The 11,894-nt window shown below is 59.9% G+C and carries 12 protein-coding genes; 11 read left to right on the forward strand and 1 reads right to left on the reverse strand.

Annotated elements, in window-relative coordinates; genetic code table 11:
- The first annotated feature begins 19 nt into the window (after positions 1–19).
- The 11 genes from ABRP88_RS00500 to ABRP88_RS00550 all read left to right on the forward strand — a co-directional run bounded on the left by ABRP88_RS00500 (position 20) and on the right by ABRP88_RS00550 (position 10,509).
- The gene (locus ABRP88_RS00500; RefSeq protein ID WP_284853332.1) at positions 20–1,423 is read left to right on the forward strand and encodes an FtsW/RodA/SpoVE family cell cycle protein; all 1,404 of its coding nucleotides are present in this window, start codon (positions 20–22) and stop codon (positions 1,421–1,423) included.
- A gap of 20 nt (positions 1,424–1,443) precedes the next feature.
- On the forward strand, positions 1,444–2,553 hold the full coding sequence (gene murG / locus ABRP88_RS00505) for an undecaprenyldiphospho-muramoylpentapeptide beta-N-acetylglucosaminyltransferase (RefSeq protein WP_349835674.1): 1,110 nt from the start codon (positions 1,444–1,446) through the stop codon (positions 2,551–2,553).
- A complete protein-coding gene (gene murC / locus ABRP88_RS00510; RefSeq protein WP_349835677.1) occupies positions 2,554–4,017 on the forward strand; it encodes a UDP-N-acetylmuramate--L-alanine ligase in 1,464 nt (487 codons plus the stop codon). It abuts the gene before it with no gap.
- The gene (locus ABRP88_RS00515) at positions 4,017–4,688 is read left to right on the forward strand and encodes a cell division protein FtsQ/DivIB (RefSeq protein WP_349835680.1); all 672 of its coding nucleotides are present in this window, start codon (positions 4,017–4,019) and stop codon (positions 4,686–4,688) included. The genes murC and ABRP88_RS00515 overlap by 1 nt, the downstream gene beginning before the upstream one ends.
- Before the next feature lie 310 nt (positions 4,689–4,998).
- Positions 4,999–6,348: a cell division protein FtsZ gene (ftsZ, locus tag ABRP88_RS00520; protein ID WP_284769518.1), complete on the forward strand. Its 1,350-nt coding sequence runs from the start codon at positions 4,999–5,001 to the stop codon at positions 6,346–6,348.
- A 24-nt stretch (positions 6,349–6,372) separates the two neighbouring features.
- Positions 6,373–7,110 carry a peptidoglycan editing factor PgeF gene (gene pgeF / locus ABRP88_RS00525; RefSeq protein WP_349835681.1) on the forward strand — a complete coding sequence of 246 codons (738 nt, stop codon included), beginning with the start codon at positions 6,373–6,375 and terminating at the stop codon, positions 7,108–7,110.
- Positions 7,103–7,801, forward strand: a complete 699-nt coding sequence (locus tag ABRP88_RS00530) for a YggS family pyridoxal phosphate-dependent enzyme (protein WP_349835684.1) — start codon at positions 7,103–7,105, stop codon at positions 7,799–7,801. Before pgeF ends, ABRP88_RS00530 begins: the two co-directional genes overlap by 8 nt.
- A gap of 103 nt (positions 7,802–7,904) precedes the next feature.
- A complete protein-coding gene (locus ABRP88_RS00535; protein WP_349835687.1) occupies positions 7,905–8,378 on the forward strand; it encodes a cell division protein SepF in 474 nt (157 codons plus the stop codon).
- Between the two features lie 93 nt (positions 8,379–8,471).
- Entirely contained in the window at positions 8,472–8,762 is a 291-nt protein-coding gene (locus tag ABRP88_RS00540; protein WP_005278444.1) for a YggT family protein, read from the forward strand.
- Between the two features lie 208 nt (positions 8,763–8,970).
- Complete coding sequence (locus ABRP88_RS00545) at positions 8,971–10,167, forward strand: DivIVA domain-containing protein (protein ID WP_349835688.1); 1,197 nt, start codon at positions 8,971–8,973, stop codon at positions 10,165–10,167.
- Positions 10,168–10,302: 135 nt separating this feature from the next.
- A complete protein-coding gene (locus ABRP88_RS00550) occupies positions 10,303–10,509 on the forward strand; it encodes a zinc-binding dehydrogenase (protein ID WP_284769522.1) in 207 nt (68 codons plus the stop codon).
- Between the two features lie 313 nt (positions 10,510–10,822).
- On the opposite strand, the gene ABRP88_RS00555 is transcribed toward ABRP88_RS00550, so the two are convergent.
- The gene (locus tag ABRP88_RS00555) at positions 10,823–11,821 is read right to left on the reverse strand and encodes an HNH endonuclease signature motif containing protein (protein WP_349835691.1); all 999 of its coding nucleotides are present in this window, start codon (positions 11,819–11,821) and stop codon (positions 10,823–10,825) included.
- Positions 11,822–11,894 lie beyond the last annotated feature (73 nt).

Here is an 11,894-nt window from a genome sequence, read left to right on the forward strand (position 1 = left end):
TTAAAAATTAGGAGACTTCATGACGGCCACCTCCCCGCAGCGCCCCCGGGCAAAGAGCCTGCGCGAGCGCATTAGTGATGTGCGCGAACAAGCCCGCCAACAAGCCGGGCTGGATTATCAGCTGCTGCGCCTGATTATCTTCTCGCTCATTGGCATTGGCGTGGTTATGGTCTTTTCCTCGTCCATGGCTACGTCGCTGACAGAAGATGGTGGCGTGTGGAACCAGGCGCTGCGGCAAACCGCCATGGTCATCATTGGTTTGGGCGCATTCTGGCTCGGCCTGAAGGTTTCCCCGCATACGCTGCGCAAATTCATCCCGTGGCTTTTGGCCCTTTCTATTTTGCTGTTGATCGCGGTGCTCATCCCGGGCGTCGGTACGGGCCGCGAGGAGGTCGGCTCCCAGTCGTGGATTTATATCGGCCCGATTTCCCTGCAGCCTTCCGAGCTGGCGCGCATCACGGTAGGAATGTTCGGCGCCTCGGTCTTGGCGGATAAGGAACACCATTCCCTCAAGCTCTCGGACCCGTTCATGATGTACTCGCTCATCGCGGGCTTGATGTTCCTGCTCATTGTGGGACAGGGTGACTTGGGCATGGCCTTGTCCTTTGCCCTCGTGGTGGTTTTCACGCTCTTTTTCGCTGGTGTTAACAGGCGCGTGCCCATCATCATCGGCATTCTCTGTGCGCTGGGCTTGGTCGCCGTTTTCCTCATCGGCGGCTTCCGCTCCCACCGGTTCCACACCTATTTCGATGCACTCTTTGGCAATATCTCCGATACCCAGGGCACGGGCTTTCAGTCTTACCAGGGCTTTCTCTCGCTTGCCGATGGCGGCTTCTGGGGCGTTGGCCTCGGCCAATCCCGCGCCAAGTGGTTCTACCTGCCAGAAGCCAAGAACGACTTCATTTTCGCCATCGTGGGCGAGGAGCTCGGCCTGTGGGGCGGCGCGCTGGTGATCTTCCTCTTCGCCGCCTTGGGCTATGTGGGGCTGCGCACCGCCACCCGCGCGCAGAACCAGTACCAATCCCTGCTGGCCGCGACGCTGACCATCGGCGTGGTGACCCAAGCGTTTATCAATATTGCCTACGTTGTTGGCTTGCTGCCGGTGACCGGTATTCAGCTGCCGATGATTTCCGCGGGTGGTACGGCCGCGATTATTACGATTGGCTCGATGGGCATTTTGTGCAACGTCGCGCGCCACGAGCCGATGCAGATTTCTGCCATGCAAAACTTTGGGCGCCCGCTGTTTGATCGCCTCTTTTTCATCGGTGAGCCGCAGCCGCCGACGGCGAGGAAGCAGAAAAAGCGGGGCCGGCACGCTCAGCCGCAGGAGACCCGTCCGCGGGTGCGCGACGAGCGCTACGGCCGGCCGGTGACCGGAAGTGGGCGGAGGTATCCGCGCGCCGAGCACCGCCCGAGGCGGTAGGCGCTGGTAGCCTTTAGGCTATGAATTCCACGCCATTTTCCGTCGTCCTTGCAGGTGGCGGCACTGCAGGACATATTGAGCCCGCACTTGCCGTCGGTGAAGCTTTACGCGAGCGCTACGGCGCTCGGATTACCGCATTAGGGACCGAAAAGGGGCTGGAAAGCGATATTATTCCCGCCCGCGGCGTGGACCTGCGCCTGATTACCCCCGTGCCGATTCCCCGCAAGGTGAGCACCAACCTGGCCAAGCTGCCCGTCAAGCTCGCACGCTCTGTCCGCCAGGCGCGGAAGGTCTTAAAGGATGTGGAGGCCGATGTCGTATTCGGTACTGGCGGTTACGTCTCTGGGCCCGCCTATATCGCGGCGAAGACCTTAGGCATTCCCTTTTACGTCCTCGAGACCAATGCCCTGGCGGGCATGGCCAATAAGCTGGGCGTCAAGCTCGGCGGCATTGGGCTCAACGCCCACGCCAATTCCGGCATGGAGGGCGAGGTCATCGGCATCCCGGTGCGCCCAAGCCTGGCCGCGGACGCCGCGGATAAGGACGGGAATACCGCCGCGGATGCCCGCACGAAGTGGGATTTGGCGCAGCTGCCCACCATCCTCATTACCGGCGGTTCCCAGGGTGCGGCCAGCATCAACGGCGCCGTGGCGGGCGCAGCGGAGGACCTCACCAAGGACTTCCAGCTCCTGCACGCCTATGGCAAGAAAAACGATCCGCCTAAGCCTCACCCGAACTACGCCGCATTGCCGTATATCGACGACATGGCCGGCGCGCTCGCTGCGGCGGACCTCGTGGTGTGCCGTTCGGGCGCGATGACGGTGGCAGAGGTTTCCGCCGCGGGCCTTCCCGCCATCTACGTCCCGCTGCCGCACGGCAATGGCGAGCAAGCGCTGAACTCGCGCGAATTGGTAGAAGCCGGCGCTGCGGTGCAGATTCCCGATGCCGAGTTGGATCCCGATCGCCTCATCGAAGAGGTCCGCGCCATCCTCGATGATCCAGAGCGCCTGAAATCCATGACGCAGGCCGCCGCCCAATCCAAGGCGGGGGATGCGGCGAATATCATCGCTGACCGCATCGCCACCCGCGTGCAGGACGCAGAACTGCAGGCAGGAAAGAAGGATAAGTAAATGACCGATCCCGCACAGTACGATCTCAGCCGCGTCCACCTCATCGGCATTGGTGGTTCCGGGATGTCGGGTCTTGCCCGCATCCTAGCCGCCCGCGGCGCCGTCGTGACCGGCTCCGATGTGAAGGACTCCACCCCGGTGGAGGTATTGCGCTCGATGGGCGCCAAGGTAGCCATCGGCCACGCTGCGGAAAACCTCAAGCTTTCCGGCGAGCTGCCCACCACCGTCGTCACCTCCTTCGCAGCGATTCCGCAGGATAACCCAGAGCTCGTCGCCGCGCGGGAGAATAATATTCCGCTCATTCGTCGCTCGGACCTGCTTGCCGCGCTGATGGAGGGCCACACCCAGGTGCTGCTGGCGGGCACGCACGGCAAGACCTCAACAACCTCGATGGCCGTCAGCGCCATGCAGCACGCGGGGTTGGATCCCTCCTTTGCCATCGGCGGTCAGCTCAATCGCGCCGGCACCAATGCACACGGTGGCACTGGCGAGGCCTTTGTTGCCGAGGCTGATGAGTCCGATGCCTCGCTCTTGCGCTATAGCCCCGATATTGCCGTCATTACCAACGCGGAGCCGGACCACCTTGACTATTTCCACTCCGCGGACGCCTATTTCAAGGTCTTTGCGGACTTCGCGGACTTGGTCACCCCGGAAACCGGTTACCTCGTTGTGTGCGCAGAGGACGAGCATGCCGCCGAGATCGGTGAGCAAGCACTTAGCCGCGGCATTAACGTCATCGGCTATGGCGGCGCGGAGAAGGCGCGCACTACCTCTGTGCCGCTTGCCGCAACGTTGACTGCGGAGGAGACCACCGCAGCCGGCATGGCGTGCACGGTGCAACTTTCCCTGCCCGGCGTGGAGGAATCCGTGAGCTACCAGCTGCAGATTCCAGGCCACCATATGGTGCTCAACTCCATGGCGGCGCTTATCGCCGGCGTGCTTTCGGGCGGCGAGCCCAGCACCATCGCGGAGGGACTCGCGGATTTCAGCGGCGTGCGCCGCCGCTTTGAGTACCGGGGCAGCGTGGACTGGCAGGGCGGTAGCGTCCGCGTCTTCGACGATTATGCCCACCATCCCACCGAGGTCGCCGCGGTGCTGCGGGCCGCGCGCGCTAAGGTCGCGGCCGAAGGCAATGGGGGCCGCGTCATCGCCTGTTTCCAACCGCACCTGTACTCGCGCACCATGGAATTCGACGCCGAGTTTGCGCAGGCGCTTGCGCTTGCCGATGCCGCCGTTGTACTCGATATCTACGGCGCCCGTGAACAATCCGTGGAAGGCATTACCTCGCGCATTATTACCAATAAGATGCCGGAAGAGATGGAGGTTATCTTCGAGCCAGACTTTTCCGCCGCGGCCAAGGACGTGGTCTCCATCGCACAGCCGGGCGATATCATCTTGACCATTGGCGCCGGTTCTATCACCCTCGTGGCCGCGGAAATCCTCGATGAATTGCGGGCCCACTAGTGCGGGTGTCGAAGAAGCTCAGTTTCGGCATCGCCGGTGGCCTGCTTGCCCTCGTGCTGCTGGTGGCCATCGCGGTGTGGGCGCTGCCCATCTTTAAGGTGAAAAATTTTGAGGTAGAAGGTGTGCACCAACTCGATGCCGCCCAGGTGCAGGAGGCCGCAGGCGTGCCCGAGGGCGAAAATCTCTTGCGGGTGGACGTGCACGCGGCCGCCAATGGAGTCGCCGGCTTGGACTGGGCGGATTCGGTGACGGTTTCGCGTGACCTGCCATCGACCTTGACTATCTCCGTGCAGGAACACAAGCCCGTCGCCTTCGTGAAGCGAGACGACACTACTTTCCTCATCGATGACAAGGGGGAGGAGTTTACCTCCGCAGAGCCTCCCGAAGGTGCGGTGGAACTTACCGGGGACATCGACAGTGGATCCTCCGAGGCCCAAGACGCGGTGGCTGCCATTGCCGCGCTGTCTGATGACGTGCGCCACCAAGTCGCCACCCTCGAAGTCACCGATTCCTATTCCTTGCAGTTCACTACCAAGGATGATCGCCACATTTTCTGGGGTGCCAGCGATAAAAATAACGATGATAAGGCTCGCGCCTTCGCCACCGTGCTGAAGATGGAGGGCCAAGAATGGAATATCTCTAACCCTGAATTGGTCACTACCCGCGGATAGGGTAGATACCTCGGTGGAGGTTGAGATAGACCCGAAAAATTCCCTGCCGCGCCGCACCCCCAGCGTATGCGCTGCAGGGTCTTTTATTTTCTCTCTCGGGTGGTGTCAATGGTGCGGAAGTGGTGGGCAAAACCGCAGGCCAACAACCCTAAAGTGGTACTTGAGAGTCTCGACACGCGTAAAATGAGCATGAAAATTACAGGTGTGTCGTTAAAGATGGAGGGGAACGCGATTCACTCTGGTGAAGCGCATACAATCCTCGTTTAATGCACGTGCAGACTTAAAGTAGCGAAAGGTGAGACCTGCTCACATGATCTCTTCCAACAACAATCTCGCGGATATCAAGGTCGTCGGCGTCGGCGGCGGCGGCGTCAACGCCGTGAACCGCATGATCGAAGAAGGCCTGAAGGGCGTCCAATTCGTCGCCATCAACACTGACTCCCAGGCGCTGATTTTCTCCGATGCCGATACCAAGCTCGACATCGGCCGCGAAGCCACCCGCGGATTGGGCGCAGGCGCCAACCCTGAGGTGGGCAAGACCTCTGCGGAAGACCACAAGTCCGAAATCGAGGACGCCCTGCAGGGCTCCGATATGGTATTCGTTACCGCCGGCGAGGGTGGCGGCACCGGTACGGGCGCCGCTCCCGTTGTGGCTTCCATTGCGAAGAAGATGGGCGCGCTGACCGTGGGCGTTGTCACCCGCCCCTTCAAGTTCGAGGGCGCGCGCCGTACCCGCCAGGCTATGGCCGGCATCGAGGAGCTGCGCGAGGTCTGCGATACCCTCATTGTCATCCCTAATGACCGCCTGATGCAGCTCGGTGGGGAAGAGCTTTCCATCGTGGAAGCCTTCCGCGCGGCCGATGAGGTCCTCCACAATGGTGTCCAGGGTATTACCAACCTGATCACCATCCCGGGCATGATCAACGTCGACTTTGCTGACGTTCGCTCCGTCATGTCTGATGCCGGCTCCGCGCTGATGGGTATCGGCTCCGCACGGGGCGATAACCGCGCCATGACCGCCGCCGAGCAGGCCATCAACTCGCCGCTATTGGAATCCACGATGGAAGGCGCCAAGGGCGTGCTGCTGTCCATCGCCGGCGGCTCCGACCTGGGCCTGCACGAGGTCAACTCCGCGGCCTCCATGGTCGAAGAGCGCGCGGATGAAGACGTTAACCTCATCTTCGGCACCATCATTGATGACACCTTGGGCGATGAAATCCGCATCACCATCATCGCCACCGGTTTCGATGCCGAGGCTAATGCCGCTCAGGCAGCATCTTCACAGCGCGCTCCCGAGCAGCGCAAGCCCGGTTCGCTCTTTGATAACCGCGACCGCGAGTCCGGCAACTCGGCCACCCCGGCGCCTGCTCAGCCCGCGGCCGATGACTACGCACCGCGCCACTCCTATGAGCCACGCGCCGGCCAGGGTGGCGTGGAGGATCGCCGCGCTGATGAGCGCCGCGTAGACGATCGTCGCTACGACGACCGCCGCGTGGAAGAACGCCGCCCCGAGGAGCGCCGCAGCGAGTCTAGCGGCCTGTTCACCAACTCCGATCGTTTCCGCGAGGAGCGTCGCGAAGACTACCGCCTGTCCCGGCCAAGCCAGCGCCGCGATGATGATGGCGACGACGATCTCGATGTGCCGTCCTTCATGCGCTAAGCGCAAACCGCTACGCTGGTGTGCATGCCAGTAAACGAGGAACATCGCACCAGCCGCCCCGTCCGCATGGTTTTTACCACCCGTGCAGGCGGGGCGTCTGCATATCCATATGAGTCTTTTAATCTTGGCGGCCACGTCGGCGACGATCCCACCAACGTGGCGGCTAACCGCGAGCGCCTCTTGCGCGTTACCGGGCTCGAAAACATTGTGTGGATGGAACAGCTCCATACAAATACGGTCACCGTCATCGATGGCCCGCAAGAGTCCCCAGTACCAGCAACGGATGCGATTGTGACCACGCAACGCCGGCTTGGCCTTGGTGTCCTCGTCGCGGATTGCACGCCCGTGCTGCTTGTCGATGTCCCCGCCGGCGTCATCGCCGCTGTGCACGCCGGCCGGCTCGGTGCCCGCAACGGCATCGTGGTCAATACCGTGCGCGAGATGCAGAAACTTGGCGCTCAGCCGGAACGAATCCAGGTAGTTATGGGGCCTGCTGCGTCCGGGAAAAACTACGAGGTGCCGGAAGACATGGCCAACGATGTCGAACGGCGCCTTCCCGGCTCGAAATGTAAGACCGCGACAGGGACGTGGGGCATCGACGTGCGCGCGGGGCTGATCCGTCAATTGATGGGCTTGGGCATTACCAATATCGATTCTGATCCGCGCTGCACCATTGAGGACACGGATTTCTTTTCTTATCGCCGCGAAGGAACCACTGGCCGCCAGGCCGGTGTGATTTGGTTGGAGGCTAATTATGAGTAACCGGAAACAAGAATTGGCAGATAATCTCGCCGCAACAAAAGAACACATTAGAGCCATTGCCGCCGAGCATGACCGCCCAGCACCGCAGTTATTGGTCGTGACCAAGTTTCACCCCGCAGAGGATATCGCCCTTCTAGCGGAGCTTGGGGTAGAGGATGTAGCGGAAAACCGCGAGCAAGAAGCCCGGGCAAAGGCACAGGAGCTAGACCAGCTGTGTTTTCACATGATTGGCCAGATTCAAACCAAGAAGGCCAACCACGTCGCGCGGTGGGCCACTAGCGTGCATTCGGTAGATTCGGTGAAACTGGCCAATGCGCTGGACCGTGGTGTGGGTCTCGCGCACGAGCGCGGCGAGCGAGATACTAACCTTCCGGTATTTATTCAGGTCTCCGCCGATGGCGATACCTCCCGCGGGGGAGTAATCCGCGAGGAATTGGATGAGGTGATTGAGGCCGTTGAGGCGGCGGAGCACCTAGAATTCGCAGGGCTCATGGTGGTTCCTCCCCTCGATGCCGATGCGCGGGAGGTATTTACTACAGTGCGCGCAGACGTGGATCGCCTCTCCGAACGCCTTGGCCGGCAGCTCAAACTATCGGCCGGGATGAGCGCGGATATGGATGCGGCGATTGCTGCGGGCACCGATATTGTGCGTGTCGGAACCAGCATCATGGGAAAGCGCCCAGTAGGTTAAAAATATCGCAAAAGCGCATTTCACAGCGTAAATCACATGAGTCACATCATTCACATTTACGCGCTTGAACTTGAACAAATTTAGGTCAGAGGGAGACCCAAAAATGTCATTCATTGATAGGACGAAGAATTTCTTCGGGCTTGGTCCGATGGATTTCGAAGAAGACGACGCTTACTACAACGACGAGCCGCGTTACGCGGGCAACGGAGCAGCTACTTCTGCGGCATACGCCCCGCGCCGCGTCCCGCAGGCTTATGAGCCAACCCCAGCGCCGGCGCCTGTCGAGGAAAAGTTCGTCCCGACTATCGTGGCAATCTCCCTGACCTCGTTCAACGATGCCGCCAAGGTGGGTGAGCCCTTCCGCGATGGGGATGCAGTGGTTTTTGAACTTACCGATGCCGAGCGCGGCACCGCTAAGCGCTTCATCGACTTTGCAGCGGGTCTTTGCTTCGGCCTAGAAGGCCGCATGCTCAACCTGTCGAAGGGTATGGATACCCAGCGCAAGGTATTCGCCGTCGTGCCGAAGTCCGCCGATATCGCCAAACCTGAATTGGAGCGCGCCGCCGGCCTGCGCTAGGAGCGCGGCCCAAGCACAACGACGCACACCCAATAACCCCCGTACGGAGCGCAATGCGCACGTGCGGGGGACTATTCGATAGGCTGAGTAATCGTGACTGAAATTGGAATTATTCTCATCTTTTTGGTGAGGGTTTATACATGGGTACTGATTGCCCGAATTATTATCGAGATGATCCAATCCTTCTCGCGGCAATTCAACCCCCCGCGCTGGTTTATGATCATCGCTGAACCCCTCTTCGCCATCACGGATCCACCGGTCAAAGCGCTGCGTCGGGTTATTCCTCCGCTGCAGATGGGCGGAATCGCGCTGGATGTTTCCGTCCTAGTGCTGTTTTTCATCCTGTCGTTCCTGACGCTTTTCCTGCAGGTTATTTTCTTGTAGGACAACCCCGCATCACCCCGTAACCTGTGGTAGACATTGAGAGTCAGCGTTACGTCCATTATTGTGGACTTTCGGTTACAATAAAATGCGATAACCCGTATCATGAACTACATATAACTTTGTGGGGAAGGTTTAAATAAACTGGAACCGCAGCTCCTAAGGCCCTGGAACCTCCGGGGTTGTATCAACTCGAAGGGGAAGACAAGTCATGCCACTGTCACCAGCTGATGTACACAACGTCGCGTTCAGCAAGCCGCCGATTGGCAAGCGTGGCTACAACGAGGATGAGGTAGATCAGTTCCTCGACCTCGTTGAGGATGCCCTTGCCCAATTGCAGGATGAAAATGAAGACCTGCAGGCGCAGGTGAGCGATCTTAGCTCCGGGGCCAAGGCCGGCGGAGCAGGGGCTGGTGCCGCAGCTGCCGCAAACTCTGGTGCAGATGAAGCAGCTCTGCGCAAGGAGATTGAGGCTAAGCTGCGTGCTGAGTATGAAACCAAGTTGGCAGATTCCAAGTCCGAGGTTTCTCGCGCTAAGGAAGAAACCAAGAAGGCCCAGGAGCAGGTCAAGGCCGCCCAGGCTGAGGCTGCAAAGGCAAAGGAAAGCGGTGCCGATGCCCCAGCAGCTGGTGCCACCGCTGCCGCTAATACCGCCGAGCTCAAGGCGGCTCGCGACGAAGTTGCGAAGGCTAAGAAGGAAGCCGAGGAGGCTCGCGCAGAGGCTAAGCAGGCTAAGAAGGAGCTGGAGTCTTCCCAGCGCGAGAACGAGAGCCTGAAGAAGTCCGCGTCTGCCGCTGGCTCCTCGAACTCGGCTGCCTCCAGCGCCGCAGCGGCCGCTGCTGGTGCTGGTGCAGCACAGGGCGTCGACGGCCTGGCTACCCCGGATACGCACATGCAAGCAGCCCGCGTGCTGGGCTTGGCCCAGGAGATGGCGGATCGCCTGACCTCTGAGGCTCGTGCCGAGTCTGAATCCATGCTGTCTGAGGCCCGCACGGCTGCAGAAAAGCAGCTTTCCGATGCCGACTCTCGTTCCAAGGCACAACTTGCCGAGGCACAGAAGAAGTACGATGCTCAGGTACAGGATGCAGAAACCCGCTCCAAGAAGCTGGTTTCTGAGGCAGAGTCCAAGGCTCAGCAGACCGAGTCCGATGCTTCCTCCCGTGCCGAGGCCCAGATTCGCCAGGCAGAGGAGAAGGCCGCATCGCTGCAGGCTGATGCCGAGAAGAAGCACACCGAAGTGATGAACACGGTCAAGCAGCAGCAGACCGCTTTGGAGGCACGCATTTCCGAGCTGCGCACCTTCGAGCGCGAGTACCGCACCCGCTTGAAGACTCTCCTCGAGTCCCAGCTGGAAGAGCTCGAGACCCGCGGAACCGCCGCACCAAACGGCGATGCCGGCAAGAACTAAGAAGCTGGTTGGCAGTAACTAAACCAAATTAGTTACCCGTAGCGCCCACACCTCTAGGGGAGTGGGCGCTATTGTGGTTTTATCCCCGCTATGATTGTTCCCATCGCTTCTTTTTAACCCCTGAGAGGAACTGCCATGCTCGTTGCCGCCCTCGTCCTCGCCCTCGTGGCCTTCGTGGCTTTGGTGACGTATGTCTTAAATACCGCCGATTGGGCGTTGTACCTCGTCTTCATCGCAGCGGGTTCTGGCATCGTTTTGTTTATCATCGACTGGGCGCGCAAGTACCGAACGGATAATAATGCCCTTGAAGAAGACTTGTCCCATGGATGGAAGCAGAACTAAGGCTCTTCACCGCTCACATCTGTCTAGGTCCGCTCACTTTCGGTGCGGCTTGGTTGATTCGATCAAAGTGAGCGGCCAGAAAGAATTTCCACGCAATTACGGCATGCCAAAGTAGGCGCACGCCGGCGCCTCAACTGGCTGGGACCCGAGCCTCAGTAGCAATCGTGTCACCCACAACTTCTGCGGTTTATTGGATGACGGTTTCCTCGGATCCGGCGTCGAATTCCCAAACGAATCCTCAAACGGATCCTCAGGCGGACTCCCAGGCGGATCCCCCGCCGGGAATGCGCCACGAGCTTTCAGATGCTCCTGCCTAATCCGGAGGTTCCCACCGGATGGTCCCATTCCTGCGGACCAGGTGTCCGCGCAGTGGCGGGGCATTGGGATCATCGTCGTTGACCCCGTTGTGGTAGGCGCAGGCTGTGGATAAGTTACCTATGTTGGTCAATCCACCGTGCAACCACGGTTCCAAATGATGAATCTGGCATTCGTCTGCGGGTCTATTGCACCGCGGCCACGGGCAGATGGGATTCTCTGCGGCGGCCATAAGGCGTTGTTTCGCATTGGCAAAACGCTCCGTGCGGTACAGATTAACCGCTCCTTCAAAGGGACTAATGAGGGTAATTAGCCCGCGTTCCTTGAGCGCGCGCTCTAGGTATTCGGCGCCAGTGAGAGTTGCGCCATTGGTCATCTGCAGCTGGATTTCCTCACCATCGCCATTGATGATGCGCACGAAGTTATCCAGGTTGACCAGGACATTGGTCATCACCGTGGTCTTTACGGCGGATCCGCCGCCGAAAAAGGTCTGTTCCACCGCCTCCAGCGGCTCTTTTCCGCTCTCTTTTAGCGCGGCATGAAGGTCTGCAATGAGCGAGGAGCGCGCATCGATGGCCAGGGTCCACGGCGCATTCTTGCGGCGAATGATGCGCACCCCAGGCTTAACCTTCTTCTTTTTCGCAGGTAGCTTGGATTTTGCCAGCTTTTCTAGGTCCGCCGTGCTAGCATTGGTGGTGCAGAGCTGCTCGCGGAGAAGCCAGGCATCGAAAAGCGTGGGCATCTTGCGGGCGTACTTTTCTATGATGGACAACGCCACAATGGAATGACCGTTGCGGCGGGCACCTTCCATGGCGCGCCGGCGCCGACCGGTGAATTTAGTATTCCCGCAATAAGCCTCTTTGAGCAGGATAAGCTCCCGCGCCGTGTGTTCCGGGGCACCGTGCGCCCGCAGATCGTCCTCAGACAGACCAGCGCACCCGGTGACGATATCCATTCCCGGGGCCATAGCTGCTAAGTAATTCTCGAGCGCGGTCATGCTTCATAATCTATGGCCGCGTGCAACCAAGTACAACAGGAAAATTTCTACCTGTGGATAACTTTTGTGTACA

It is taken from the genome of Corynebacterium sp. KPL2734 (assembly GCF_040225595.1).
In the GTDB taxonomy this organism is placed as follows: Bacteria; Actinomycetota; Actinomycetes; order Mycobacteriales; family Mycobacteriaceae; genus Corynebacterium; species Corynebacterium rhinophilum.